Source organism: Vulcanisaeta sp. JCM 14467 (genome assembly GCF_001316245.1).
In the GTDB taxonomy this organism is placed as follows: Archaea; Thermoproteota; Thermoprotei; order Thermoproteales; family Thermocladiaceae; genus Vulcanisaeta.
Map to the genome: position 1 here is coordinate 1 of NZ_BBDM01000012.1, position 26,335 is coordinate 26,335.

The window sequence follows — 26,335 nt, forward strand, 5'->3', positions numbered from 1 at the left end:
CGTTGTCGTGGACGCAATACCAGTGAGGGACCAGGAATTCTGGATCGACACACCACCGCCGGAGAGAGATTCCGAACTGGGCATTGGCCTAAGGGTAGCATGGCAAACGCCAATACACAGGGAAGCCGTAAGAAAAGCCCTAGAATCGGTGATGCAATGAACAGGGTCAAACTGAGGTTCGCGAACCTGGAGGTTAACTTCGTTGATAGGGAGCAAGCCATCAAGTGGATCGAGTACTGGGCGAGCAGGGGCATGGCACTTCCACACGTGATCTATGGGCCAGAGGGATGCGGCAAATCAGCATGGCTAAGGCAGGGAGCCGAACTACTCAGGGAATTAGGCTTCGACGTAATCTACGTGAATCCAATCGAGTCAGCATTCACGGTAGAACTAGGGATTGAGGACCTAAGAAACAAACTAATGAACCTAATACGCGAAGCCACCTCACAGACCACCTGGGGCAGGGTGATTTGGTCCATCATAGACATAGCCAGGTCACTAATTGAAGCCGGGACACGTAAGCTCGCGATTATCGTCGATGACGCATTCCAAGTAATCGGCATTGATAAAGCCGCAATATACGTGAAGGGACTACTCGGAATACTCGAACACCCACCCGCCAGTTACGACAAAATAATAGCCATCGCAGCCACAAGCGAGGGAGTCAGCCTAGGCGAGATCGGCAGACACTCATGGTCAGACACAGCGCCAATATGGAACATGAGCAAGGAGGGGTTCAGGCAACTCTACGAGCAATTACCAGAGCTCAAGCCAGACTTCGAAGAGATTTGGAGGCTGACTGGTGGGAACCCGAGGATGCTCGAGAGGCTCTACGAGAGTGGGTGGATGGTTGATAAAGTCATTAATGATCTCGTTAGGGAAAAGATGATAACGCCGAACTTCACCAGGAAGTGGTCGAACCACCTCAGGGAGGCTATTGAGGACCCAGACTACCTATGGTACAACGCACCGGAGGAATTGACCAATGAACTCATTGAGAAGAACCTCATAATATACTTCCTACCTGAGAGGGACCAAAGGTTTTGGGTCGACCAACCACCGCCAGAACAAGACCCAGAACTCGGAATAGGAAAACACGTCGCATGGCAAACACCAATCCACAGGGAAGCCATAAAAAGAGCACTGAAGGAAGAAAACTAACACAAATCACTCCTCCTAATCAACCAACCCTGCAAATACATGGCATTGAACCCTCCTAAAGCAAATCTTAATAGTATCAGTATCTTTGAACTTCTATTAGGGCTCACCGGTCAGGTTGAGGCATATACCTGAAATTATGTCTTTATCTACTAATATCCTCATAAAATAGTCTAATAAGTTAGCTAAATCAATAAATTGCTTCACGGCATCCTTTGCGATTGATTTAATATCTCCATATTATTCACGGCTTATGATTGCTAATACTTCTCGGAGTTGAAGACAAAGTCTCATGGTAAGGGTTTATATATTAGTTAGTAGCATATGTAGAGATTTATTTCATAGGATATTACCCTTCTATTTCAGGGTAAAAATTATTTGTTTATCGGCATTAACTCTCTTAGCATAAGGGCTTCGTGTTTTGCATAGCCTTATCAATTTGGCTTAGCTGGTAGGGGAGATACTACATTATTACGTTCTGAGGAGGAACGCTTAAAGTTCTAGGTAATTCTTTATATTGTGGGATATTACACGCCAATTGTACGTTGTCTCGATGTCCATCCTCGCGTTAATATCCAGCTTGTTCCTTAACTCCTTATCATTTATTAATTCAAGCATTGCCTGTGCCATTGCATTTATATCATCCAAGTTCACCATATACGCATTATACATATGCCTAAGCACGCCCAGTGCCCCTGGCGTTCTCTCCGCTATTATTGCCCCCCCACTAGCCATGTACTGAAACATCGTTGACCTCTCGGCAAGATAAACAGATGGAAATTTAGTAGCAGTCAATACCTTAATGTCCAATGCATGTAGCAATGATAGTCTAAGTGGGTCGTTGAACCTTGTCTGGTTAACATACACGTAGTTCTTAATACCGTACCTCCTAACTATCGGTATTATTGACCTCGATGTTTGAAGAACAAGAACTGCATCGCCCTTAACCTCTCTTTCTACTAATTTAAATGCACGTACTATCTTCTCCACGCCTATCCTCTCCTCACCATTTACATACCACATGCCACCACTATAACCAATGAGTATTTTCCCCTCGACATCCTTATATCTCTCGAAGAATATAGTAGTTGGCACCTTCATAGGGTCGAATTGATTTAAATCAATGCCGAAGGGTACGTACCTCACGTTGTTAATCCCGATCCTTTTGAGCAGTATGGCGATTGCCTTTGACCATGCCCATACTTGCTCTGCTTTTCTTAATACGTAGTAATCCAACGCATTCATACGTAGTCCCTGTGGACTACAACTCCATAGGTCCATTAAGTCAATGATTACCCTCTTACCAGCCCTTATGGCTGCGAGCGCACCCATCGTATTCAGTATTATTACGGTCCTTTCACTTATTTTTCTAAAGAATGGCATATATAGGGATTCTATTAGTAAGGCCGTTAATGAATCCACCCCATTTATTTGCGGACAATCATGAATCCTCGGTAACGCATAAATCATGTTTTTACTATTGATAGCACTAGCTCTGATTTTATTCAGTAAATGATCAATGATTGCTCTCGAATTATAAATCTTCAGTAAACTTCCTAATGCACGCTTAATAAATAACGGTCTTGGATACATATTTAAATCATAGCCCGTTATGTAGGCTGCTATTGCTTCATTACTTCTCATGGTCTTTTATCTTAGGCTTTATTTAAGGCCCTTTATTATTTTTTACCATCTTAACCTTAGTATGATCATTCTTCGAAACTAAAGTTTTTGATAGTTAATTTCGCATATTAGTTTCACCTAATGCACACATTATTGTCCCATGTCTTTTAAGCCCAACCTTCACTGCGATTTCATTATGCGCATAAGCCCTGCACTTGAAGCCCAATGCCTCAATGGTTTAATCAGTTGATCCGCCGTGTAATTCCTAAGGTACCCACTATACTCTATACCTTTAGGATGTAAGTATAAGTTTTCATTTTCTACTTATTGAAATTGGCTATTATGTAGCTTGAATATTCATTGATACGTTGGAGCTTTTTATGGGTTTCATGGCTATGCTGTAGCCTAGGTTCTTGAGCCTTGTCACTATTGGTTCTGACCCCTTGTGGTATTCAATGATTATTTGCCAAAGGCCCTCAGGGTCTCAGGCTCTGCTGAGTTAATCACCTCATACTCACAACCCTCACAATCCATCTTGAGGATACCGTTTGATACTCCATATTCCTTAACGAGCGTCCTTAGTGTAATGGTTCTAATCCTAACTGACTCGCTGGACTTGTGGGTCATTGGTCTGAAGAGGACGTAATCACGGATCTCTTGGGTTGGTGCATATGTGAATCCATCAGTGTCTGATACCGCCGCATTTAGTAATACGACTTTGTCCTCAAGCCCGTTGATTCTTACATTCATTAACGCCTTCTCGTAGAGTGATGGGTATGGTTCGAGGGCAATAACCCTCTCAGCACCCCTTAAAGCGAACAGTACCGCCGTGTCCCCAATCCCAGCACCAACATCAACAACCACACGGCCACTAACATCAACATCATCATAAGCACCACCAAGGAAATTCTCAAAAAGAATATCGTAAATGAACGAAATCGGGCTAGTAAGCCTGATGCTTTTATTCGAATATGAAAACTCTATAAAACTGGGAGGAATAACCGCTAAAGGAATATCCCTGTACCTAAGGTTAATGCGTGAATCAAGACAATGAACATCATTAATATTCCCATCATAATAACTATTAACTATGAATGAGTAGAGGTCAGGACTAAGCCCATGCACCAAGCCACCACACCTAACCATGACAAGACCACTGGCCAAACCATGCTTAATAAGCAAATACCTAACAGCAGCACCAAACCAATTCCCAAACAAACGCCTCGTAGATAATACTGCACGAAGAGACATTGGCTTAGTTAGACTTAATTAATTAAAAATATTTTCTGTCGACATATCCTTCCTGATTTAATAATGCATGTAGAATACCCAACCCTAATGACTTTAGGAGTTCCTAAAACCATCGTGGAATAGAACAATTAGACCCCAATACAGTAATTGGCCTAAGTAAATATGTGAGTGTATCTTTCTTTCTTTAAATAATATCGTTGAGTTTCTAGCAATATAGTAATACCTCCATGGTGGCTCATAGCTTACAGTCCTTCTTAGCAGCGGTATGTAAATTTCATTTCCTATTTTATGATCAATCAACTTACAGTTTAATTCAAGCGTTAGAAAACCCATTTTCTTAACCCTGAAGTATAGATCGAAATCTGCTTGGTCAAGGAAGAAGTCGGACCTACAGCATGTTCTTAATGCAATATCATGTCTAATTAAACTACCTGAAAATGCAATAGTGCGTGCATCATAAACCCTACAATCACCCCTCACTGATCCTAACCTTATTATGCCCACCTTATCCCTAATTTCTTTCGGTATTTTCTCGAGGATTTTTAGTGTAGTTCTTACGGCATTTCTCATTATGATTGTGTCGTCGTCTAGGAGTAGGAGCCAGTCTGGGTTATGCTTCTCGACTGCATAGTGAACACCCTTCATTAGTGCATAGGCTACTCCGCTATTGAATAGAAGCCTAATAACACTACAGTTAGGGACTTGACCGCACAACTTCATGATCTCATTAATGTTCCGCGATGCATTATCAACAATGACAACACCATCAACCTCACCAACAAGTGAATCAAGGACAAGCCCAAACCTAACCAAGTCCGGATCATGAGTAACAACCACAGCAACAACACTAGGCATAGTCCAAAATGCATTGATAAGAAGTCACAATTTTAAAATTGTCCTTATTAAGAAATCACGGTTTCGTTTAATAATTATATTAATGGATCATGGATAACACGAAATTTTTTATGAAAAATCAATAATTTGTATTAACGTTAGTAAAACTTATTTTTATTAAGGCGTTGCTGCATTGTATGGTTAGGGCTTCGGTTGTTTGGTTGAACTACAACAGCATGAAGTTCATCAACATTGCCTTAAAAAGCCTTGAGTCGTTCTTGAACCTCGACTTTGTCGATTATGAGTTGATTGTTGTTGATAATGCGTCGAGTGATGGTAGTTTCGAGGTGATTAAGAAATACGTCGAGGAGCATGGGAGGGGCGTTAGAGTCAAGGTAATCAGGAATGATAGGAACCTAGGCTACGCAGGAGGAATGAACACTGACTGAGAGCCAAAGACCTAGACGCCAATTATGTAGCCCTCACATTACAATAACTAATAAAACATTAAAAATTCTGTTTGATCCACGAAACTATTATACAGGGAACAATTCGGAATCGTTGTAAGTCTTGGTAAGTAATTGTTATTCATTACTAAGCGAATATGGTCTATTGTTTTTCCATCTAAAAATAATGCATTAATTTATTTACGGCCACTGTCTCGCTGTTACTTTAAGGTGTTTGGTTAGTAGCAATGTTTTTGAACTACAGGAATGGCTAACCATTAAGCAAACCTAAACTTACCTTAATCTTAATGGCGTATTACGTAATCTTAACACTTTCGACACCCCCTACTCACCACATAGGCACCCACATTACCAACCAAACCACGCCTAACCAAAGACCTCAAAAGCACCATGAACTTCGTATCATAAACAATAGCCGTCAAGGGCTTCCTCGCCTTAATTGCGAAGATGATTGCGTGATGCCTCATGGCAATGACACGATCAAAGTAATTAAATAGGCAGAGAACCTGCAATGGGCTCAATTCCTCAGTGATAATCCTCAACTCAGGGACGCGGGACTTGAGTAACCAGGCGATTATGATGTCGTCATCGAAGAATTTATCGGCGAAGCTACCAAAACCGAAGGGGATGAAGACGACCTTGGAGAGCCCGCCCTCAACCATGTACCTACGTATCAAACCAGCCATAAAATCAACAACAAACCCATTAGTCACACCATCAAGAGTCCTCAAATTAACACCAAGAACATCACCAACAACCAAGCCAAACCTCACAGCTCTACATTAGGTATGATGCGGAAACTAAGCCCTACCTCTGTAAATTAGCCATCCTTGTAGGTATATTACGTCGAATCTCTTTAGTGCGAAGCTCCTCAGTGTCTCCTACGGTGTCTCGACCAACAGCTCACCGACGAGGTTGGGACTTATGTTTAGGATTATTTCCTCACCGGTTAAGTCCTTGAATACCTTTACCAACTCATGCCGCGTTGGGGTTTCATTCCTTGTCACTAACATAATGTACGGCTGGAGCTACTTTATCACGCTTAACAAGCCAGTTAAAAACTAAATAATAGTCATTACTTAAGTCATGGACATTTAACTTAAAAAGTAACCCTCTTACCAATGCATTTAACGTATGAGGGTTCTCGTTGGTGTTCCTACGTTTAATAATTCGAGGTTTGGATATACTATTAGGCAGACTCTTGAGCCTTGGCTAACCAGTCGTTTAGGGATTTTCGTGTGATGATTGTTTATAAGCCGAGTCCTGGTGATAGGACTCTCGATGTTGTTGATGAATTCAGAGACAAGCTCGACATTGAGGTTAAGATCCAAAATGAGGGCTTCTTCGAGGAGGCTATGAACATGATATTCGAGGCATCCAGGGACTACGACATAACACTAACCACAGACGACGACGCAATACCAACAACGTCATGGATCCAAGAACACACAAACATGCACAAACAACATGAAAAAATAGGAATATTTCGAGGAATGATAAACAACGTATTCATAGATGAACGTCATTTACATATTATTTTACATATTACTATGCATATAATTGGTTATTACAAACCGCTCCTACCAGAACTCAGAAACTATGTAATTTTTATAAATGACTCAGGATTATTGGCATATAATAGTGGTCTCATTAAGGCGATTGCGAAGAGTAATGCAACAATGTACTATAATGTTGCTCGTGGTGTTAATATGAGTTTTAAATCGAGATTTATCGATGACTTTAAATTACCGGGTGCAACAATACGTGGCCTTCACAATGAACAGCTATTACTACTTCATTACCTTAATAATCATAAGTTCCACACGGCATGGTTTAAGGGTGGTGATGTTGTGCACATTGATCGTGAATCTATCTCAAGATCCAAGAATCTTAAATCACGATTTATGATCGACGTTGAGACTATGCTATTACCATACATGATTACTCAATACGGAGTCAAAATCAACCTCAACAAGTTAAAGAGGTACCATGAACTTATAAAAATATATTCAAGATTTAGAAAAACAATAGTGATAAGGGCATATGAGTCAGGATTAAGGCTCGCGATAGAGGCTATTGAGAACAATTACGAACCAAGGGAAGTAAGGAATAAACTAATTGAATTAAACAAAGAAGTAAATATAATAATATAGATGGTGAACCATTTTAATCTTGATGGTTTAATAATTAGCAGCCTTTAAAAATAGCCATATTTAACTAGCAACGCCTTAAATTAACGCAACAAGCAACTAAGCTAAATTTACTTCGTTGTAGTTATTTGGTTAAGTACTACGCATTTAAAGTATACCCCTGATATTCCTGTTGGGTTTAGGCCACGTATTTCAATGGAAAGCGCCGGTGTCGTTAAATTGAATTGTAATGGAACACCTATCCATTCATTGGGTTTAGGGAACATGCTGCAACTTACCGTTTTAGTAGTAAGTATCTGTGTTCCATAGTTGTTTGCTACATCAAGCGTTAATAACGTTCCATTACATGGCCTAGTGATCATTAGATACACCGTAGCCTTATATGAACCTGGCATAAGTATTAAATACGGACCAAACCAGAAGACGGGGCCGCTAGCATTAGGTGGCCAGTAATAGACTATTTCTCCATGCATGTCCTCAATACGTACAGGAGAGCCTGATATTAAGTAGAATGATGTTGCTGGTAATGTCATGTTTATGGGGACCTTTAGTATGGGTGGACCTGTATAGTTCTTCATAAATAGGTAAATGCCATCTATGTCAACTAATAGTCCATAGTTCTGGGTTAGGGCCTTAATCATGCCTTGTTGCGAGCCCCATATATCTCCGTTTGCCGTTATTAGTATGTATGTAACGTTTAATTTCTCCGTAAATGCACTATATGGAGCGTAATATGGTATTACATAGGCGTTGATATCGTTAGCGTAGTGAGGGAATAAGTTATTTATTGTCAATATACTTACGTTATTGGGTATTAAGTTTCTGATAATGTTTAGGTAATTTATAGCTCTTGAGTGAATACTAAAGATAAAGGTCCATAGATTTGAATTTACGAATGGACTTAATAAATTGAATAATGCAAAATACGATATGCTTATTATGAATGATGCCACTACAATACGTTTTTTTATGCTTAATCTTTGTAATGCCCATGATGTATGCTATGAATATTTGCGGCACAAAATACGTTGCATATTGATAGGGTATCTCGTAATAAGCCGAATAATTTGATAGTGATGAGAAAATAATGTATGGTAGAGCAGGGAGTGACCATATGGGCTCGAGTACCGATGCAAATAATGGTAATAAGTTTACCATGAAGTAACTGACCTTTATTTTATAATTTACTGCTAAAAAGTTAATCACAGCATAAACATGTTTCCTAATATAACCGAGTAAGCCCATAATAGGACCTTTATAGCCGGCGATTGCTGATGGAATATAAGTAACGCTTGACTTTGCTGGGTTAAATATACCGGTTATTTTTGGTGTTATCGTCAAGAAAATTAAAATCACTAAAATGTAAAGTATGGTATATGATACCTTGTATTTTATCGTTATCTCCTTATTCTTAATAATGCTGTATATTATAGGTATCAATAATGCTAAGGCTATTATTTGTGTGAATTCAATTATCATTAAAAATAATGCTAAAAATATAAGCGATTGTGTATATCTTTTCTGTATAAAATAGTATATGAGTAGAAAATATATTAATGGTATGAAAGCCTCTACGTGAAAATCGAAATATATTAAGCCACTTAGTCCTGGTGCCAATAAATATATTAATGCTACCATGAACGATACAAATCTATCTTTTGTTAAATTTATTGTAATGAAGTAAAGAGGTATTGTCGCTCCATATACTAGTACTGCCTGTATCGCTAGTAGTGTTAAGGCGTGCGGGCTCAAGTAATAAATTGGTACTAAGGTAAATAAAATTGGTGAGAAGTGGGTGCCTAAGAAGCTACCGCTAGGATTTATGTAAAGTTCAACAGTATAATATAGGGGTTTATGGTAATAGGCTGTGGTGTATAGGGCTTGCATGAAGATTCCTAGATCCCATGCTGTGGAATTGTACGTTAAATGTTTAATGTAAGACAATGTTGCTGACAATACTATGAATATGGCAGTTATTATCATTGTAGTTAGCAGAAAATGATCGTTCTTTGTCATCGTTATAATTTTTATTAATGCCCTTAGTAGGATAATGAGTAATCCTGATAAGTACAGTATTGATGATACGTACATTACCGAGTAATAAATAGAGCTTGTGAGAATGTTAATATAGCTTAAAATCCATAGTATATAGTATTGAATCATTAATAGCACTGAGATCCGAATTGCCCATTGCGAGTTTAATTCCTTAATAATGGGATTAATAACGCCCATTCTTTGCATTCAATTTATATGATGATTTTAAGCATTATGACCACGTACTATATTCATTAATTATTCGTTCTTTTAGTTTTTCTTGACTTTTGGTCTATGTCTTTCTTGCTTTTTAAGTATTTTTCTCCGTCGATTGATTTTCCAGGTATTTATTGCGTTGTGTAGTGTGGGCTTAGTATGTGCTCGGTCTTTGGTGTTATGCCCATTTTTGGTAGTAGCTTCCTGCTAGGTTCATTGTGTACCTCGAGTTGTAGACCATGAACGAGCCATCATACATCCTGTACAGCCTCGACAATACCAGAATAGGGTTTGGTTTTTCACGTTGCCGTGCTCGTCGATTATGAAGTCTATGAAGGATAGTCCGTGCATTATCACTGGGCCTTTGTTGTATGGTATGTAGTTTGGGTGGTTGTTTATGATTAGGTCGCAGTCCTCCACGTATTTGCCGATTGACTTCCTGAGTCTCACGTGGTTTATGTAGTTTGTGAGTAGTGAGTGTGGGTCGTAGGATGCCTTGAAGCCCACGTTGATGCGTCTCATTGGGTACTTCGGCTTAACTTTCACGTTTCCGACGACCACGAACTCAACGGAGTGACCGAGCTCCGTGAGTGCCTCGGCCATTTGCATGGCGTAGACCTGCCCGCCACCGAGTCTGGTGAATTCCTCGAGTATGCAGACCCTCATTACTGGTTTCCCTGGTTTGCTTCGGTTAATAAGTGTTGGGCTGTTCAGCTGCCCATTTTGTGGTTCATTGCATGCCTAACTCGGTCTTTAAAGCCTTGAGGGTGTTCTCGAGTTCGTCGTTCCACCTAATTCTTGGTTTTAGTTCCTCAACCTTCCTTGCTAATTCCTTTAGTAGTTCTGTCACGGCTATTGCCGCTTCCTCCCTATTCCTGTACTTACTCACGGCCAAGTCAGGGTCAGGGCCGTTATATTGGTAGTCATGTAGTTCTAGGGCTGTGCTTGTGGCGAAGTATATCCCTGAGTATCCGATGTCGTTAAGCATTTTGGATAGTGCCTTCATCTTGCTCGTCGGGATTCTGGGCACGGCTCTATCTGCGAGCCATCTCCTCTCTTCATCCGTTTTAGCTAATTGAACTAACCTATCAAGCTCAAGCCTAAGTAATGCGGCGAGCAGGGCTCTCCATGCCTGGAAGGCCTTACCGGCGGCGTTACGGACAAGGCCATTCCTTAAGAATTTAACTGTGAGGTATGCCTCGACTAAGGACTCAAGCAACCTAGCGCCAATGTAATCCTCCGTAGTAGGCTTAGGCAGGGGCCTCTCAAGGACCTCCGCATCCACGGTATAGCATTTGATTTATTCCTTAAATACATAATGTCACGCGGCAACACAGCCACCCAATTATGGTATGCCCATCCATTGGATAGGGTTATCCAGTCTTGTGCAACTCCTCCCTCAGCACTTTTAGTGCATTCTCGAGTTCATCACCCCATTTAATCTTTGGTTTTAACTCCTCGATCCTCCTGACTAACTCATTAATCAGTAATTTAATGTCTACTGCTGCCTCCTCCCTATCCCTATATTTGCTCACTGCCATGTCTGGGTCTGGGCCGTTGCGTTGGTAGTCATGGAGATTGAGCGCCGTATCTGTTGCGGGGGAGATTCCTGAGTACCCAATTTCCTCAAGCATTTGTGAGAGCCTGACCATCCTCGTGATTGGCACCCTTGGTACTGCCTTGCTCATGAGCCACTTCCTCTCCTCCTCACTCCTCACGACCTGCAGTAACTTATCAAACTCAAGCCTAAGCAGGGCGGTAAGCAATGCACGCCATGCTTGAAACGCCTTACCCGCGGCATTCCTAACCAGGCCCCTATCCAGGAACTCAATGGCCAATTGCGCCTCGACCAAAGTCTCAAGAAGCTTGGCGTTCACGTAATCCTCACTCGTTGGCTTGGGCAATGGTTTTTCAATTATTTCTGTACCCACAGTTTTAATGTGTGTTATTTCCCTTAAAAATACTTATTGTATCGTTACTGAGCAGGGGGACCTACCTGAGCACTTGGTTAGGTGCATCTTCGTGGTTTAGGGGTTAACGCCATCACTTTTGTTGTTGCCTTAGCTTTGGGTATATGAATACGGCCCTGGCTACCATTGCGTAGTACCTTAGTTTCCATGCGTATTCCAGGAGTTCCTTCCTGTTTGTTTCCATGCCCTCCTTCTCGATTAGGTCCGCTATTTGGAATAACTCCTCGATATCGGCCATCGTGTAGTCGTTTGGGTCCTTGTCGAGGAGCTGCTTAAGTCTCTCGTAGACCTTCCACGTGTAGTACTTCGTCCTTGGAATGGGCATTAAGGCCCTAACCAAGCCCCTAAGCGTCATAGCCTCGGTCTGCGTCAGCATGTTCTTACTCTCAAACGTGGCTATTAGGACGTCTGAGAATTGAACAAAGGCATTCTCAAGCCTTGCGAGCCTACCCTCAATACCGTCAACTCTCTCCTCCAACTTGCCGAGCCTATTCTCGAGCCTACTAATTCTGTTTTCAAGCTCACTAACCCTTTCCTCTAGCTTACTAAGTCTGTCCTCGATAGAATTAAATCTATTCTCCAACTCCGTAAACCTGAATTCGATCTCTGCGAACCTTCTACCTAGCCAATAGGCTAGGCTAGCCACTGAAGCGACCACGCTAATCACGGTGGTGATTATTGATACAATATCAACCAATGCCTACACCAGGTTAGAGGTGATTCTGGGAGGATTTATACCTAACGCCACCGCCATTGTAGTCTCTTTACCTGATGCGCGTGGTGATATTCCATGATTATTCGTATTCATGATTGAAAACCCTTAAAAGGTAGGCATTATGGCTTGTTGATTTAATGAGGATTTTGGTTTCTGGTGGTGCTGGTTTTATTGGGAGTAATTTTGTTTGGTATTTGCTTGGTTTGGGTCATGAGGTTCTTGTGTATGATGCGTTCACCTATGCTGGTCGTCTTGAGAATTTGCCGAGTACTGTGAGGATTGTTAGGGGCGATATAGTTGATAGGGATGGGTTGATTAGTGTTGTTAGGGATTTCCAGCCTGATGTTGTGGTTAACTTTGCCGCTGAGACTCACGTTGATAGGAGTATTAGGGATCCTGAACCCTTCATCAGGACTAATGTTTATGGTATCTTCACGCTCCTTGAGGTTACCAGGAGGTTTGATCTACGACTCATACACGTATCCACTGACGAGGTTTATGGTGATTTAGAAGGTAAGGAGCCTGCTAGTGAGGATGCCCCGCTTCGCCCGAGTAATCCGTACTCAGCCACTAAGGCTTCTGGTGATATGCTGATAATGGCTTACTGGAGGACTTACGGTATAAAAGCCTCCATAGTTAGGCCGTCGAATAACTACGGGCCAAGGCAACACCCGGAGAAGTTAATACCTAAGACGATAATTAGGGCTGTCAATAACCTGCCGGTTATTGTTCATGGTGATGGTTCTCAAAGGAGGGATTGGCTTTACGTGGAGGATACGTGCAGGGCCATATGGCTTGTCGCTGAGAGGGGTAGGCCCGGTGAGATCTATAACATACCTGGCTTTAATGAGAGGAGTGTGTTGGAGGTTGTTGAGAAGGTGCTGGAGCTCTTAAATAAGCCCAAGAGCCTAATACGCTTCGTAGGTGATAGGCCGGGTCAGGATAGGAGGTATTTAATGAGGGGTGATAGGATTTTGTCGCTTGGTTGGAGACCGATGGTTAATTGGGAGGATGGGTTGAGGATGACTATTAAGTGGTACCTGGAGAATGAGTGGTGGTGGAGACCGCTCATAAGTGATGAATACTTCGTTAAGGATACGCCTTGGCAATGACCTAGGCGCTTTCTATTGTATTTCCCTCACCAATCACAAGCCTTACTACCCCGCTTGAGAGCTTGACCACGGACTTAGGCCCAATTATGCTGTCAACGAGCCTAGCCCTACCAAGGTCCAGCGATGCCTCGCTCAGTACGAGTGACCTGCTTATACCGCCATTTATTACCACGCCTGACTCAATATCCACGTAGTGCTCGATCACTGTGTCCTTACCAATCACCGAGCCCCTACCAATGTAGGCTGGCCCGTGTACCCTGCCCTCGACAACAGCCCCGCGCTCTATCACGACCCTCCCATTTACCTCGCCCCTGACCTCACCCTCGATTCTTGGCTTGACTTCGTCGAGCATTAGGTAGAGTAGGTCGAGTATGTCCTGGGGTGTTCCCATGTCCTTCCACCAACTATTGGTCACTGAGTAGCCCACCTTCTTGCCGTTGTCTATGAACCACTGGATCAAGTCGGTTATCTCGTACTCACCCCTCGCCGACGGCTTAATCGTACTAAAGGCCCTCTCCACATCTTTCGAGTCCCTGAACATGTATATGCCGGTCATGACGAGGCTGTTGGGTGGTGGTTCCCTGGGCTTCTCGATTAGTTTCACTATCCTGCCGTCCTGGATTATGGCGTTGCCGAATCTGGTTGGGTCTTTATGTCTTGTTAGGACAACGTAAACGTCGTAATCGCCCTCCCTGAACTCGCGAATAAACCTGCCCAAGCCCTCGCCGAAGTAGTTATCGCCTAGGTGGACTATTAATTCTCCGTCTGCGCCATCCTCAATCGCCCTGTGTATCGCATGCGCAATGCCAAGTCTCTCCCTCTGCTCTGAATACCTAATGCTCACGCCAAGCTTGAGCCATCACCGAGCAACTGCCTGAATAGGAAGCCTAGGTGTCCGACGACCACGTAGATGTTGTTAATGCCGTTGCTCATTAGTCCCTCTATTATTCTTGTGACCAGGGGGTTTCCCATTATTGGTATTAGGGGCTTGGGCAGTGTGTATGTTAATGGCCTGAGCCTGGTGCCTTCGCCTGCCACGAGTATAATGCCGTTTATGTTCATCATGATCTTATTGGAAAATGGTTTTAAAGTATTTCATGGGGTTAGGTAATGTTGTTGATTATCCATAATACTTAAAATACGGTGGGTGATCATTCCGTGAATGGTTAAGGAGAATGCTGTTGTTGCTGTTGTGTTGAATTACTTGCCAACCGCGGTTAACTACGTATTGGCCGTTGCCTACATAATCGTTCTTACCAGGTACATACCACTGACTCAGTACGGATACTACAACGCGCTCTTCGCAATCATAAACTCAATTGGTGCCTTAATACCGATACCAGGTGTTACGAACGCCATTGCCAGGGAGGGGGCGATTGAGTATGCCAGGGGTGGTGATGCCAAGCCCTACTTTGCTGCCATGGTCTTTATGTCCCTGGTCATGGCGGTGATCTACGGCCTAATCATCGCATTGGCAACACCGATATACCTAAGCAATGGCATACCGGGTTGGCTCCTTGGCACTGTGTACATCTACATTGGCGCCGTATTCGCTCAGTCAGTGGCTGGTGCCCTCGGCCTATATCTGTGGTTGTTGGGTAGGGTTGCGTCTCAGGGCATGGGTTCAACGCTTAACATGCTCGTGATGAGGGTGTTCCAGGTCTTGCTCATTGTTGTTATGCGTAATGTCTATGCCCTGGCCCTCTCGGTACTCCTTGGCTCCCTGGCGCAGTTACTGTATTACCTAGGTATTGTTAGGGGTTTTGCGGATCCTCGGGCTGGGATTGACGTTGTTAGGGGTAGGGCTAGGTACCTACTTGAGTTTGGTTTTCAGTCATGGATACTTGGTTACATGGGTACGTTAAGTTTCAATTTACTTACTTACCTTGTCTACATATACCTTGGGCCTGGGTATACCGGCATCTATGGATTAGCCACCGCGATAGCGAGCGCGGTTACTGCGTTGGGCCCCGCGGTCTCCACAGTGATGAATAGTAGGATATCCCAGGGACTGGGTTCTGGGATTGACGTGGGTAGGACGTTCCGTGATTACGCAATACCATCCTTCATAGCTGCTGCGCTACTTGCCCAGTTAATAGTCCTTGCATTGCCAACCCTACCAATTATTGGCATAATCAACGGTGAGTATGTCGGGGTCATACCCTACGCCTCAGTACTCCTCGCTACACGCCACTCGCCGTGATAGTGAGCATCTACACGTCATACTACTGGGTCATTGGTAGGGGTTGGCACGCATTAATTGCAAACATCGCAGGGTTGGGCCTTGGTGTGCTGGCTTACATGATCTTTCACCAACTCGGCATATACATGGCAATAACCAGTAACTACCTAATCTATGCATTTGCATTACTGATTTATTGGCTTAACGAGAGGTGGAGTGTTAGAAGTATGAATGTCCTAGCCATCGGCTTATCCCTAGCCCTAACCATAATCTCCTCCTGCGCCCAACCAATCCAGGACCCACCAATCACCTGGCCACTAACGCAGTTGATCACCATAACTGCATTATTGATCATCCTCTACGTAATCAAGCCACTACCCAAATCCCTAGTTAATCAGGTACCGGGGTTCACGAAACGATTGATCGCACCCTTCACCAGGGTAGACGGCTAAGCAGTATTATTCCTAATAGAAAGGCAGCAAATGCTTACTGAGATCCTCCCTCAATTTGCAATAAGCTTTTATTTAAGTCCCGTGGAATTACTAATGATAATGTCTCTTCGTGATGAGTTCCTGAGGCTGTTGAAGGAGGATGAGGTTTTTAGGTATGCGGTGTTGGGTATTACTGATGTTCAAGCCGGCATTAGGCAATTGACCGATGCACTGGATAAGGTGCTAGAGGTCGTTAGGGGCTTGGCCGAGGCTGAGGCAAGGCATATGGATCTCACCGGGCAGGTATTCGAAATCACGAAGCAATTAGCCGAGGGGCAGAGGCAGGTTCTTGAGGTTGTTAAGGGCTTGGCTGAGGGTCAGGCTAGGCTTATGGATGCCGTTAGGCAGTTGGCCGAGAACCAGGTTAAGTTAATGGAGGGACAGGCGAGGCTAATGGACGCAATCAAGGAGTTAGCCGAGGGCCAGAGGGAGTTGGCTGAGAACCAGAGGGAGTTAATGAACATGACAAGGCAAGTCCTCGAAACAGTACAGAAACTCGCAGAAATCGAGGAGAGGCACTTGAAAATTACCGAGGAGTTGATGAAGGAGGTTGGAGCTCTTAGGAGGGATGTTAATGATATAAAGAGGACCTTGGATAAAATAATAATCTCAATTGAAGATGAAGCTAATGACGTTGTTCAGTACCTCCTTAAGCAGAGGGGCATTACCATCGATACTAAGCCGACACACTTTAATACGAGGTACGAATTCGATATTTATGGAACGAACGGGCAGGTGACCGTTGTTGGTGAGGCGAAGGTAAGGATTAGTGCGGACTTGGTTAGGAGGATTGCCGGTAGGATTGATAGGGTAATGAGGAAGTTACCCGATAGGTTTCCAGGTAGGGTTATCAAGGTCATATACTGCTTAAGGACGTTACCAGGGGCTGTGGAGGAGGCCAATAGGTTGGGCATATGGCTCATAGAATCAGGTAGGGAGAAAAGCCCATTCCCTACTTAATGAACTCGGATAATTTCTTCGGCACCTCCATGCCCCATTTCTCGAAGGCGTCCTTGATGCTTATTACCCTGCAGTCGCTTGTTCCATAAGTGGGGCTTAGCTTCTCGACACCGCGGCAGTAGTCTGGGTGTAGCCTTGGCAGGTTTTCCCAAACCCACCTTGCGTGATGGGGAACTTATCGACTAGGGTATCGAACATTAGCCATGCAATGAGCCTAATCTCGTGGAAGGCGCCGAGCCCAGTCCTGAGTGGGATGAAGTTTAGGAAGAATTCCCTGGCATTCATCTGGCCCATATCCTACTAGCCATGGCGTTCGGCAGCAAGTACCTGGCGTCCTCCGGTGCGAATCCCTCCCTAGCCCTCACGTATGTCTGGGACGCACTATCCAGGTAGTTAGACCATTGGCTTGCCAGGGCTGGCGGTAGTACGTAACGCAGCTGCCCCTTGGTGTAGTCCACGTAGCGCTGGCTCTCCTGCCAGTAACTCGCCACCCTATGCCTAATGACCTCATGCGTGAACGCCCTGGAACCCTCAATAAGCCAGCTAGCGCCCATGAACTCAAGCACGCTGTGGTGCCCGTCCCTGAGGAAGCTGGTTATCCTCCTAACCACGAGCTCCGGCTTCTCCCTAACCCTCCTCATGGCATCCTCAATTGCGTATGCCCTGTATACCACGTCTGTCATTGCCGCTATTAACTCCTCACTGCCCCAGGTAAGCACTAACTCAACCCTTGGCCTAATTATGTTAACCACACTTACTTTTACCTCCTGCACACTTATAAGCTGGTACTTAATTAAAGGTCAAAAGATGTAAATTAAGAGGTATATTAGGAAGTATTACTGTTGTTGGTAGAGCCAGCAGGCCACGAGTCTGTTACTGGTATTAATTAATTGAGGCTCCTTCTCCCTGCAAATGGGCATTACGTATGGGCATCTTGGGTGGAACCTACAGCCTGGTGGTGGGTTGACTAGGCTTGGCACCTCGCCGGTTGGTGGTTCAAGCTCCTTTCTACCTATTGTTGGTACGGACTTCATTAACAACTGCGTGTATGGGTGCATTGGCTTCTTAAACACCTCATCAACGTCGCCAGCCTCCACGACCTTGCCCGCGTACATTATGGCGACCCTATCCGATATGTAGTACGCCACCGCAATATTATGCGTTATGAATAGGTAGGTAAGTTTCAACTGCTCCTTAAGATCCATCAATAAATTAAGCACCTGGGCCTGCAGTGAGGCGTCCAGAGCTGAGGTCGGCTCATCAAGTACTATGAACCTGGGCCTCTTGATTATAGCCCTGGCAATGGCAACCCTCTGAACCTGCCCGCCACTCAATTCCCTAGGCCTCTTATTACCATGCTCCCTGTAGTTAAGCCCGACCATTTCCATGGCCTCCCTAACCTTATCCTCATCAAAGTGCCCCAGTGGTTCGGAGATTATTTCCTTAACGGTGAGCCTCGGGTTGAGTGAGCTGTATGGGTTTTGGAATACCATGGCTACCTGCTGCCTAACCCAGGGTATCTTATCCTCAGTAACCTTCTCACCCATGAAGTAGTACTCACCACCGTCAGGCTTCTCCAGGGTGACGAGCAATTTACCAAGCGTGGTCTTGCCCGAACCACTCTCGCCGATAAGCCCCAGGGTCTCGCCCTCCTCAATCTCAATACTGACGCTATCCACAGCCCTAACCCAGGCCGGCTTCTTACCAAACAACCTATCCAGTAAACCAATCTTGTAGGCTAGGTAGTACTTCCTTAGGTTTACGGTCTTAACTATTGGGGGCATGCCCATCACCCACCGTAGAGCCAACACCTAACTATCCTATTATTAACCCTTGTCAACTTGGGCTCCTGAACCTTGCAGATATCCTTAACGTATGGGCACCTCGGGTGGAACTTACAGCCACTTGGTAGGTCTAGGAATGATGGTGGGTTGCCAGGTATTGACTGCAGCTTCACCTTCCCGCTAACGAACTTGGATAAATCTGGCACTCCGGCTATTAGTCCTTGGGTGTATGGGTGCATGGGCTCCCTAATCACCGACTCTATGTCGCCATCTTCCATTATACGCCCTGCATATAGTACGACTAACCTAGTCGATATTACGTATGCGAGACTTATGTCATGCGTTATGAAGAGTATTGCCGTCTCCATCTCCTTACTCAACTGCTTAAATAGGTTGATTACCTGGGCCTGTATCGTGACGTCTAGGGCTGACGTCGGCTCATCAGCAATTAGTATCTTAGGCTTCAATATCAGCGACATTGCAAGTACAACCCTCTGGATTTGGCCACCGGAGAGTTGGTGTGGGTACCTGAGCATTATTATTTCTGGGTCTGGGAACCTCAGGTCCTTAAGGGCCTGTATTGCCATTTCATAAGCCCTATCCTCACTATACCTCTCCCCACCCCTCTCCATCCTAATCCTGGCGGCCTCCATGAGCTGATAACCAATGGTCTTGACAGGGTTTAGGCTTGTGAACGGGTTCTGCAGAACCATGAACACGGTGGTCCCCCTGTACTTCTCCATCTCCTTCTCACTAAGCTCAAGCAGGTTGACACCATCTACCATTATCTTACCCGAAACGAAGGCATTGCCTGGCAATACCCTGGCTATTGCCTGCCCAAGCGTCGACTTGCCTGAACCACTCTCACCGACTATGCCACTATCTCGCCCCTATCAATGTCGAGGTTTATATCATCCAATACATGTAGGTCTCCCATCACCGTCTTATAACCAACGTACAAATCTCTAATTGATAGGAGGACCATACCCACCACCTCAGTACACCGCCCTACCACCTATTATATCCTGCAACCTATCACCGAGCAATACGAAGCCGAGCGCGATTATTAATATCACCACACTTGGAAACACAGCCCACCACCAATACTTCGGGAATCCCCAGCTAACGCCGTCAGACGCCATCTCACCAAGTATTGGCAACCCTGGCTGTAGGCCGACGCCTATGAAGTTCAGTATTGCCGCGGCAAGTATCACATTGCCAAAGTCAAGCATTGCATAGGCTATTATTGGGTCAATCGTGTTAATGAATAGGTACTTAAAGAATAGCTTAAGCGGTGATACACCGTAGAGCTGGGCCGCGGCTATATAATCCATGGACTTAACCCTGAGGGTCTCAGCCCTAAAGAGCCTTGCGTATATCGGCCACCAAACAATTATGAAGGAGTAAATCATGCCCATGAAACTAGCCTTAAGCAGTACCGAAACCACTATGGCAAGTATTATGGCAGGAACCGAGAGGAATGCGTCGGTAATCCTCATGAGTATCTCATCCCACCAACCACCCAGGTAACCAGCACTAATGCCCAGCGCCGCCCCAATAAGTATTGCTGAGAGTACTACGAGGAATGCTGGGTAAGCGGCGCTGTAGGGTATTGAGTATAGTATCCTTGATAGTATGTCCTGACCCATGTAATTAGTACCCATTAAGTGAGCCCATGAAGCGGTTGAAAGGCGCCGGCGAGGTTTTGGGCGAATGGGTTATACGGCAGTAATAGCCAGCCAAGCCTCGGATCCCTTAGGTACGTGGCTAGTAACTCCAGTACTCCCTGAACTATTGACCAGATGATGAAGGCTGCAACGATGATGAGGCCCAGTAAGCCCGCTGGATCCCTGGATATTAACTTGACCCAGTACCAAACCGTGGCAGCGAATCCACCTGCAGCCCTCCTCTCTGTTACCTGCTCCGTCATGCTATCCTCACCCTCGGGTCAAGTATTCCATAGAGTATGTCCGCAATGAAGTTGGCAATAATCACAGATATTCCGACAAATAATGTTATGTCATAAACCATCAATGGGTCAACGCTTGTTATTGCCACTGTGGTTATGTAGCCCATACCGTGGTAATCAAATACATCCTCAGCAACATAAGCCCCAGTCCAGGACAATGCGAAGGTGAGGACCATTAATGTGACCAGTGGTATTAGGGCGTTTCTCAGGCCAACCCTATAAACCACAACCCTCCTCGAGAGCCCCTTAACATAGGCAAGCCTTACGTAATCGCTCTCGAGCACGTCAAGCATGGTGTTCCTGGCCATCCTCGTATAAACACCGAAGCTATAGAGGACCACGGCGAACATGGGGAGTATCATGTGAATGACGTAACTCTCCGCGTAAGCCCAATCATGCTCAATTAACGCATCAATCAATGGCCAACCAGTTACTGGCTTTGGCCTGGGCAGTAGTGGGTTTACGTAACCACTCGTTGGTAGGTGGGTCCAGGGGCCAAGCCATATGGCGAATATTAGCAGTAGGAGTAGGGCTATGAAGTATGGCGGTGAGGACCAGGTAAATATGTAGAAGGCTCTAATTATGTAATCAGCCCACTTATTCCTATTCGCCGATGCAATGGCTCCTAGGTAGGTCCCGAGGAGCACGGTTATTATTACTGCAGGTATCATGAAGGTCAGCGTTATTGGTAGGTAATGCATTATTATGTAGGCCTCGGGCTCCTTATATATTGGGTCATAACCAAGATTACCACTAAAGACGCCTATTAAGTAGTTGATGAATTGAACATAAAGCGGGGCATCAAGGTGGTACTCCTTGACAATCGTCTCAAGCTGAGCCATTGTTGGGTGCGGACCTGCATAAAGCCTGGCCAGTGCCAGTGGCGTTCCATAAATTGCGTGAACCAGAACAAACATTAGCAGGAGTAGGAGTAGTAATGTTATTATGGCATTAATTAACCTCCTTACCACGAATATTGCAAAATCACGACCAGCCATATAATCATCAAGATAATCGTTACTTTAAAAAGCTTACCCACAGGTACATAGTCCTAAAAATACCTAGAATTATATATTGACTAAAATAATTTATAAAAATAATAAAATATTTTTTTTAAATAAGTTAGAAATTATTTATACCTATGAACTTACCTGAACTGCCTTTGTTCCGTTACTGTATGTTATGACCGTTATCGTTATTGGCTTGTAATACATTGTGTTGTAATAGTACTGTCCATGTAACTATTACACCCTTTACATAGGGCTGTACTAGGAAGTATGGCACTGGGTCGGGTATCCACACGTACGGTGCCTGGTTATAGACTATCTCGTACACCTGCTTTGCTATTTGTATTTGTTCGGTTAGGTTTGTTGTGAATGCTGCCTCGTAAAGTAGGTTTGCGACGGTCGGATTGTTGTACCAGGCATAGTCACCAGTTGGTAACTCACCAGTCAGTATTGATATTGCTATCTGCATTATTGGGTCTGGCCAATCAGCGCACCAACCAACTTCGTAAATTAGCCTACCACTGATTGATGGCGAAGTCCAACTATCGAATTCTGAAGATGTCACGTAGCTGATGGCAGTCGGTATACCAATCTGGCTTAAGTCCTGGGACACTATCTCGAGCTGCTCCTCTAACTGCGGCGTCACTGGCGGTATGACATAGATCGGTATTGACGGTAGCTTCTGTCCATTTGGATTACCTATTACGGTGCCGTTTGGCAGTACCGTGTAGAAGTCACCCTCCCACCCGGACTCGTTGAGGTACTCAATGGCTAGGTTCGGGTTGTAGCTATAGAATGATAAGTTATCTGGATTGTATAGTGCTGGGTTGAGTGGTGTGAATGGGCCTAGGTATAGCTTGGCTAATGTCACGTTTAGTAGTGGTGAGTAGTAGGTGTATAGTAGGGCTGTGTAGTTAATTGCATGTTCAATGGCTAGTCTAAAGTCTGTTATGTTCGTGGGCCACCTCTGGGTGTTCATTGAGAACATCATTATGCACTCAGGAGTTAAGTCCCAGCTAATGTGCACAATACTTGTTGGTGGTAAGTACTGGTTATATGGCGACCAGGCACTATAGACCTGGCTTAGGAATGGTGAGCTTACGTAGGATAGTTGGGCTTGATTCTCAGCGAATAGTTCGACCCTATTGGTGTGTGATTCTGATATCTTCAGGTCTATGATCTTTATGTGACCGGGTTGGTCAAGCACGGGTAGTGAACCCGGTGGGTAATTATTGCCCCAGTAGTTCGGGTTAAGCGTTAGGACAATCTCAGTGAATTCGCCTGGTGTTCCTGTGACACTCTGTATCTCATAAGGACCAGTACCAGGCAACCCATACTGGCATAGGTAGCTGTTCGGTGAGTTGACCTGAACACCGCCGTGTGCGTCTACGTAGGCTGGTGGTACCATCGCGCCCCACCATGATGCAATGTCAAGTAGGAAGTACATGTATGGATGTATCAAGTTAATCTCAACCTCATACGGCCCCAATACCACTACGGCTTGGTTTGGGTATTCCATGAGTTTTACTATTGATTGGTTGTGTACGTTGAAGTTGCTTAGTACGTTGGCTAGGGCATTGGCGCACTCCTCCTCATAACCAGTCAGGTTAGTCTGCGGATTCGGAAACTGAAGACCAAAAATCTGCTCCATAGCACGACAAACACCCCAGGGAGTGGCATAACCCGTTTCGCTATAGACGCTCTCATGGAATAGTAATGAACCATAATTGCTCACTCCGGGTCCCTGGCCCATGATTATTGTTCTGTAGAGGCTGAACCAGACTACGGTTGCGTTGAATGGCTCACCATCAGTGAAGTATACGCCCTGCCTAAGCGTAAATATGTAATGCTTATAGTCAGGACTAACAGTCCAATTAGTGGCAAGCATAGGAACAACATGGAAGTAGTCACTACCATTCCATGTCACTAACTCCTGATAGACAACATTAAATATTGGTTGATCCATTGTCCAGAAGCCCGTGGCTGGGTCTAGGCAGTCTGGTGACGAAACATCCGTCAGGTCAATTAGTTCGTTTGGGTTTGGTGGTGCTAATGTTATTGTTTGGTTCGAGACTACCTTAGGCTTGACAGTAGATGATAAGTCACCGCGAGGTAACCACCAACTGCGACGACCACGACAACAACCACGATTATACCTATCAACGCTGCCTTTGATATCCCTCCCCCGTTAAGACCTAGGCATAAAGTAAGCCAATTTATATATTCTTAAAAGCTTTACTCACTGCTATTATACTATAAACATTATTTAGAGATAATTTAGATCATGAACCTATAAATATAAATGTATAAAAATTCATTTGAAATTAAATAAATTATTAGTAAGCCTTTACTAATCCTTTATTTTAATGACAAAAATTAATCGGCAGGTATTACTTCCTCTCATTTGCTAAGTTTTTCAATCTCCGCCTTAAACTCTTCATAGGCCCTCTTAACCTCCTCAACGCTTGCCTCATCCTCGAGTGTTGTTACGTCGCCCAGTGGTTGGCCTGTGACTACGGCCTTTACGAGCCTCCTCATTATCTTACCACTCCTGGTCTTTGGCAGTTTTGTTACGAAGAATATGTTGGATAGTGTGGCTATTGGGCCCACAAGCTCCCTAACCGTGTTGTTCAACTCAGCCTTCAACTGCTCAGATGGTTGGTAGCCCTGCCTCAACACGACATAGGCCACTGGGACCTCACCCTTCACTGGGTCCGGCACACCGACCACGGCCGCCTCCGCAACGGCTGGGTGTTGTATTAGGGCTGACTCGAGTTCGTAGGTGCCTAGCCTGTGGCCTGCGACCTTAATTACCTCGTCTGCTCTGCCTAGTATCCAGAAGTAGCCGTCCTCATCCTTAACCGCGTAGTCGCCCGCGTAGAATATGCCCGGGAACTTGCTCCAGTAAGTCTTCACATACCTGTCCGGGTCCTTCCAAATGGTCAGTAACATGCCTGGCCACGGCTTCTTAATCACTAGGTAACCCCTCTGTCCTGGCGGTACTGGGTTTCCATTGTCATCAATCACATCAGCATCAACGCCAGGTAGTGGTGGCCCGTTGGTGCCTGGCTTGAGTGGTACTAGTGCTAGGCCTGGTGCGTGGGATATCAATATGCCTCCTGTCTCCGTCATCCACCAAGTCGAGCCAAAGGGCACCTTCTCCCTACCGACCAGTCTCCACAGCCATCTCCAGGCCTCTGGGTTTATGGGCTCGCCAACCGAGTGTATTATCCTTATCGTGCTTAGGTCGTGCTTCTTAACCCACTCATCACCGAACCTCATTAGCGTCCTTATCCCTGTGGGGCTTGTGTAGAGTATTGTTGCTCCATACCTCTCAGCAATGGCCCACCAGCGGTCTGGGTTCGGGTAGTCCAGCGCTCCCTCGTACATGATCGTCGTCATACCCTCAAGAAGTGGCCCAAATACTATGTAGCTGTGCCCCGTGACCCAGCCAATGTCGGCTGTGCAGAAGTGTATGTCGTCCTCCCTCGCGTCGAAGACCCACTTCATTGTTGCGTGGAGTAGCACCATGTAGCCTCCCGTGTCGTGTACAATGCCCTTGGGCTTGCCCGTCGTTCCCGAGGTGTATAGTATGTACAGTGGGTGCTCACTCTCCACCGGCTCGGGCTCCACGTAGGCGTTCATCGGTACGTCACTCATAACCTCATGCCACCAGTAGTCTCTGCCCTTTACCATGTTCACGTCGTTAAGCCCAACCCTCCTGTAAACAATCACGTTCTTAACCGTGGGCGATTGCTCAAGGGCCTTATCCACAATGTCCTTAAGCCTAATGACCCTACCACGCCTGTAACCGCCGTCAGCCGTTATCACGAGCTTAGCCTCCGCATCATTAAGCCTATCCGCTAACGCCTGTGCCGTGAATCCGCTGAAGACTACCGTGAATATCACGCCGAGCCTTGCAGCCGCTAGCATCGCTATTGGGAGCTCGGGTATCATTGGTAGGTAAATGCCTATAGTATCGCCCTTCCTCAGGCCGAACTTATTCTTTAATACGTACGTGAGCCTATTAACCTCACGCCACAGGTCATAGTAAGTGAGCTTGCGAACCTCAAGCGGGTTACCACTCTGGTCAACCGGCTCGCCCTCCCAGATAATGGCAACCTTATTCTTACGCCCACCCCTGACATGCCTATCAAGGGCTAGGTACGAAGCATTTAACCTACCACCAACGAACCACTTATAGAATGGCGGCTGCGGATCCGCAACCAACACCCTGTCCCAGGGCTTAAACCACTCGAGCTCCCTGGCAATATTGGACCAGAAGGCCTCGATATCCCTGAGACTCTCCTGGTGAATCCTCCTATACTCCTCAGGATCAACAGCCCTCTCCTTACCGATTTCGGGAATTATCTTCTCCTTGAAGGGTAGAGCCCATGTTACTGACATACAGA

The 26,335-nt window shown here is 45.1% G+C and carries 24 protein-coding genes and 4 pseudogenes; 8 read left to right on the forward strand and 20 right to left on the reverse strand.

Features of this window, described 5'->3' with window-relative positions:
* Both JCM14467_RS18070 and JCM14467_RS10795 read left to right on the forward strand, forming a co-directional pair.
* Positions 1-160 (forward strand): annotated as a pseudogene (locus JCM14467_RS18070) (ATP-binding protein); the annotation flags it as partial.
* Positions 157-1,161: an ATP-binding protein gene (locus tag JCM14467_RS10795; RefSeq protein ID WP_054850132.1), complete on the forward strand. Its 1,005-nt coding sequence runs from the start codon at positions 157-159 to the stop codon at positions 1,159-1,161. The pseudogene JCM14467_RS18070 and the gene JCM14467_RS10795, both read left to right, overlap by 4 nt.
* 489 nt (positions 1,162-1,650) lie before the next feature.
* Here JCM14467_RS10795 and JCM14467_RS10800 read toward each other — a convergent pair whose 3' ends face one another.
* From JCM14467_RS10800 to JCM14467_RS10810, 3 genes are all read right to left on the reverse strand, one after another.
* Positions 1,651-2,802 carry a glycosyltransferase family 4 protein gene (locus JCM14467_RS10800; RefSeq protein ID WP_054850133.1) on the reverse strand — a complete coding sequence of 384 codons (1,152 nt, stop codon included), beginning with the start codon at positions 2,800-2,802 and terminating at the stop codon, positions 1,651-1,653.
* Positions 2,803-3,240: 438 nt separating this feature from the next.
* Positions 3,241-4,032: an FkbM family methyltransferase gene (locus JCM14467_RS10805; RefSeq protein ID WP_252901416.1), complete on the reverse strand. Its 792-nt coding sequence runs from the start codon at positions 4,030-4,032 to the stop codon at positions 3,241-3,243.
* Between the two features lie 93 nt (positions 4,033-4,125).
* Positions 4,126-4,887, reverse strand: coding sequence for a glycosyltransferase (locus JCM14467_RS10810; RefSeq protein ID WP_054850135.1), 762 nt, complete (start codon positions 4,885-4,887; stop codon positions 4,126-4,128).
* 176 nt (positions 4,888-5,063) lie between these two features.
* Between JCM14467_RS10810 and JCM14467_RS10815 the strand changes: the two genes are divergently transcribed.
* A complete protein-coding gene (locus tag JCM14467_RS10815) occupies positions 5,064-5,315 on the forward strand; it encodes a glycosyltransferase family 2 protein (RefSeq protein WP_054850136.1) in 252 nt (83 codons plus the stop codon).
* Positions 5,316-5,638: 323 nt separating this feature from the next.
* Here JCM14467_RS10815 and JCM14467_RS10820 read toward each other — a convergent pair whose 3' ends face one another.
* The gene (locus JCM14467_RS10820) at positions 5,639-6,106 is read right to left on the reverse strand and encodes a polysaccharide pyruvyl transferase family protein (RefSeq protein WP_054850137.1); all 468 of its coding nucleotides are present in this window, start codon (positions 6,104-6,106) and stop codon (positions 5,639-5,641) included.
* Positions 6,107-6,214: 108 nt separating this feature from the next.
* Positions 6,215-6,340, reverse strand: a complete 126-nt coding sequence (locus JCM14467_RS19530; RefSeq protein WP_256359251.1) for a hypothetical protein — start codon at positions 6,338-6,340, stop codon at positions 6,215-6,217.
* Positions 6,341-6,574: 234 nt separating this feature from the next.
* On the opposite strand from JCM14467_RS19530, the gene JCM14467_RS10825 reads away from it, so the two are divergent.
* The gene (locus JCM14467_RS10825; RefSeq protein WP_252901417.1) at positions 6,575-7,486 is read left to right on the forward strand and encodes a glycosyltransferase family 2 protein; all 912 of its coding nucleotides are present in this window, start codon (positions 6,575-6,577) and stop codon (positions 7,484-7,486) included.
* A 107-nt stretch (positions 7,487-7,593) separates the two neighbouring features.
* Here the strand turns inward: JCM14467_RS10825 and JCM14467_RS20120 are convergent, their stop codons facing one another.
* The 6 genes from JCM14467_RS20120 to JCM14467_RS10855 all read right to left on the reverse strand — a co-directional run bounded on the left by JCM14467_RS20120 (position 7,594) and on the right by JCM14467_RS10855 (position 12,400).
* Positions 7,594-8,436 carry a DUF2079 domain-containing protein gene (locus tag JCM14467_RS20120; RefSeq protein WP_342765529.1) on the reverse strand — a complete coding sequence of 281 codons (843 nt, stop codon included), beginning with the start codon at positions 8,434-8,436 and terminating at the stop codon, positions 7,594-7,596.
* Positions 8,345-9,499 (reverse strand): DUF2079 domain-containing protein, encoded by a 1,155-nt coding sequence (locus JCM14467_RS20125; protein ID WP_342765530.1) that lies wholly within the window; start codon positions 9,497-9,499, stop codon positions 8,345-8,347. Before JCM14467_RS20125 ends, JCM14467_RS20120 begins: the two co-directional genes overlap by 92 nt.
* 447 nt (positions 9,500-9,946) lie before the next feature.
* On the reverse strand, positions 9,947-10,399 hold the full coding sequence (locus JCM14467_RS10840; protein WP_054850141.1) for a glycosyltransferase family 4 protein: 453 nt from the start codon (positions 10,397-10,399) through the stop codon (positions 9,947-9,949).
* 64 nt (positions 10,400-10,463) lie between these two features.
* Positions 10,464-11,018, reverse strand: coding sequence for a PaREP1 family protein (locus tag JCM14467_RS10845; protein ID WP_054850142.1), 555 nt, complete (start codon positions 11,016-11,018; stop codon positions 10,464-10,466).
* Between the two features lie 88 nt (positions 11,019-11,106).
* Complete coding sequence (locus JCM14467_RS10850; protein WP_054850143.1) at positions 11,107-11,664, reverse strand: PaREP1 family protein; 558 nt, start codon at positions 11,662-11,664, stop codon at positions 11,107-11,109.
* Between the two features lie 112 nt (positions 11,665-11,776).
* Positions 11,777-12,400 (reverse strand): hypothetical protein, encoded by a 624-nt coding sequence (locus tag JCM14467_RS10855; RefSeq protein WP_054850144.1) that lies wholly within the window; start codon positions 12,398-12,400, stop codon positions 11,777-11,779.
* Between the two features lie 155 nt (positions 12,401-12,555).
* Between JCM14467_RS10855 and rfbB the strand changes: the two genes are divergently transcribed.
* A complete protein-coding gene (gene rfbB / locus JCM14467_RS10860; RefSeq protein ID WP_054850145.1) occupies positions 12,556-13,530 on the forward strand; it encodes a dTDP-glucose 4,6-dehydratase in 975 nt (324 codons plus the stop codon).
* 1 nt (position 13,531) lies between these two features.
* On the opposite strand, the pseudogene JCM14467_RS10865 reads toward rfbB, so the two are convergent.
* A pseudogene (locus tag JCM14467_RS10865) lies at positions 13,532-14,595 on the reverse strand (glucose-1-phosphate thymidylyltransferase).
* A gap of 97 nt (positions 14,596-14,692) precedes the next feature.
* Here JCM14467_RS10865 and JCM14467_RS10870 point away from each other — a divergent pair.
* The 3 genes from JCM14467_RS10870 to JCM14467_RS10880 all read left to right on the forward strand — a co-directional run bounded on the left by JCM14467_RS10870 (position 14,693) and on the right by JCM14467_RS10880 (position 17,163).
* Positions 14,693-15,733 carry an oligosaccharide flippase family protein gene (locus tag JCM14467_RS10870; protein WP_054850146.1) on the forward strand — a complete coding sequence of 347 codons (1,041 nt, stop codon included), beginning with the start codon at positions 14,693-14,695 and terminating at the stop codon, positions 15,731-15,733.
* On the forward strand, positions 15,730-16,164 hold the full coding sequence (locus tag JCM14467_RS10875) for a hypothetical protein (protein WP_054850147.1): 435 nt from the start codon (positions 15,730-15,732) through the stop codon (positions 16,162-16,164). Before JCM14467_RS10870 ends, JCM14467_RS10875 begins: the two co-directional genes overlap by 4 nt.
* A gap of 99 nt (positions 16,165-16,263) precedes the next feature.
* Positions 16,264-17,163 (forward strand): hypothetical protein, encoded by a 900-nt coding sequence (locus JCM14467_RS10880; RefSeq protein WP_252901420.1) that lies wholly within the window; start codon positions 16,264-16,266, stop codon positions 17,161-17,163.
* 96 nt (positions 17,164-17,259) lie between these two features.
* Here JCM14467_RS10880 and JCM14467_RS18085 read toward each other — a convergent pair whose 3' ends face one another.
* From JCM14467_RS18085 to acs, 8 genes and pseudogenes are all read right to left on the reverse strand, one after another.
* On the reverse strand, positions 17,260-17,457 hold the full coding sequence (locus JCM14467_RS18085) for an FAD-dependent thymidylate synthase (protein WP_252901421.1): 198 nt from the start codon (positions 17,455-17,457) through the stop codon (positions 17,260-17,262).
* A complete protein-coding gene (locus tag JCM14467_RS18090) occupies positions 17,445-17,915 on the reverse strand; it encodes an FAD-dependent thymidylate synthase (protein ID WP_252901422.1) in 471 nt (156 codons plus the stop codon). Before JCM14467_RS18090 ends, JCM14467_RS18085 begins: the two co-directional genes overlap by 13 nt.
* 84 nt (positions 17,916-17,999) lie before the next feature.
* Complete coding sequence (locus JCM14467_RS10890; RefSeq protein WP_054850208.1) at positions 18,000-18,953, reverse strand: oligopeptide/dipeptide ABC transporter ATP-binding protein; 954 nt, start codon at positions 18,951-18,953, stop codon at positions 18,000-18,002.
* A pseudogene (locus tag JCM14467_RS10895) lies at positions 18,953-19,932 on the reverse strand (ABC transporter ATP-binding protein). The gene JCM14467_RS10890 and the pseudogene JCM14467_RS10895 overlap by 1 nt, the downstream one beginning before the upstream one ends.
* Positions 19,933-19,942: 10 nt before the next feature.
* Positions 19,943-20,877: pseudogene (locus tag JCM14467_RS10900) on the reverse strand (ABC transporter permease).
* Complete coding sequence (locus JCM14467_RS10905) at positions 20,874-21,914, reverse strand: ABC transporter permease (RefSeq protein WP_054850149.1); 1,041 nt, start codon at positions 21,912-21,914, stop codon at positions 20,874-20,876. The pseudogene JCM14467_RS10900 and the gene JCM14467_RS10905 overlap by 4 nt, the downstream one beginning before the upstream one ends.
* Before the next feature lie 172 nt (positions 21,915-22,086).
* The gene (locus JCM14467_RS10910; RefSeq protein WP_054850150.1) at positions 22,087-23,889 is read right to left on the reverse strand and encodes an ABC transporter substrate-binding protein; all 1,803 of its coding nucleotides are present in this window, start codon (positions 23,887-23,889) and stop codon (positions 22,087-22,089) included.
* A gap of 434 nt (positions 23,890-24,323) precedes the next feature.
* Positions 24,324-26,330, reverse strand: coding sequence for an acetate--CoA ligase (gene acs / locus JCM14467_RS10915; protein WP_054850151.1), 2,007 nt, complete (start codon positions 26,328-26,330; stop codon positions 24,324-24,326).
* Between the last annotated feature and the right edge of the window lie 5 nt (positions 26,331-26,335).

Bases quoted from the DNA above. Each gene is read 5' to 3' on its own strand.
- JCM14467_RS10795 (WP_054850132.1), top strand. From the start codon at position 157: ATGAACAGGGTCAAACTGAGGTTCGCGAACCTGGAGGTTAACTTCGTT.
- JCM14467_RS10800 (WP_054850133.1), bottom strand. From the start codon at position 2,802: ATGAGAAGTAATGAAGCAATAGCAGCCTACATAACGGGCTATGATTTA.
- JCM14467_RS10805 (WP_252901416.1), bottom strand. From the start codon at position 4,032: ATGTCTCTTCGTGCAGTATTATCTACGAGGCGTTTGTTTGGGAATTGG.
- JCM14467_RS10810 (WP_054850135.1), bottom strand. From the start codon at position 4,887: ATGCCTAGTGTTGTTGCTGTGGTTGTTACTCATGATCCGGACTTGGTT.
- JCM14467_RS10815 (WP_054850136.1), top strand. From the start codon at position 5,064: ATGGTTAGGGCTTCGGTTGTTTGGTTGAACTACAACAGCATGAAGTTC.
- JCM14467_RS10825 (WP_252901417.1), top strand. From the start codon at position 6,575: ATGATTGTTTATAAGCCGAGTCCTGGTGATAGGACTCTCGATGTTGTT.
- JCM14467_RS20125 (WP_342765530.1), bottom strand. From the start codon at position 9,499: ATGACAAAGAACGATCATTTTCTGCTAACTACAATGATAATAACTGCC.
- JCM14467_RS10840 (WP_054850141.1), bottom strand. From the start codon at position 10,399: ATGAGGGTCTGCATACTCGAGGAATTCACCAGACTCGGTGGCGGGCAG.
- rfbB (WP_054850145.1), top strand. From the start codon at position 12,556: ATGAGGATTTTGGTTTCTGGTGGTGCTGGTTTTATTGGGAGTAATTTT.
- JCM14467_RS10870 (WP_054850146.1), top strand. From the start codon at position 14,693: ATGGTTAAGGAGAATGCTGTTGTTGCTGTTGTGTTGAATTACTTGCCA.
- JCM14467_RS10880 (WP_252901420.1), top strand. From the start codon at position 16,264: ATGTCTCTTCGTGATGAGTTCCTGAGGCTGTTGAAGGAGGATGAGGTT.
- JCM14467_RS18085 (WP_252901421.1), bottom strand. From the start codon at position 17,457: ATGGGCCAGATGAATGCCAGGGAATTCTTCCTAAACTTCATCCCACTC.
- JCM14467_RS10890 (WP_054850208.1), bottom strand. From the start codon at position 18,953: ATGGGCATGCCCCCAATAGTTAAGACCGTAAACCTAAGGAAGTACTAC.
- JCM14467_RS10905 (WP_054850149.1), bottom strand. From the start codon at position 21,914: ATGGCTGGTCGTGATTTTGCAATATTCGTGGTAAGGAGGTTAATTAAT.
- JCM14467_RS10910 (WP_054850150.1), bottom strand. From the start codon at position 23,889: ATGGATCAACCAATATTTAATGTTGTCTATCAGGAGTTAGTGACATGG.
- acs (WP_054850151.1), bottom strand. From the start codon at position 26,330: ATGTCAGTAACATGGGCTCTACCCTTCAAGGAGAAGATAATTCCCGAA.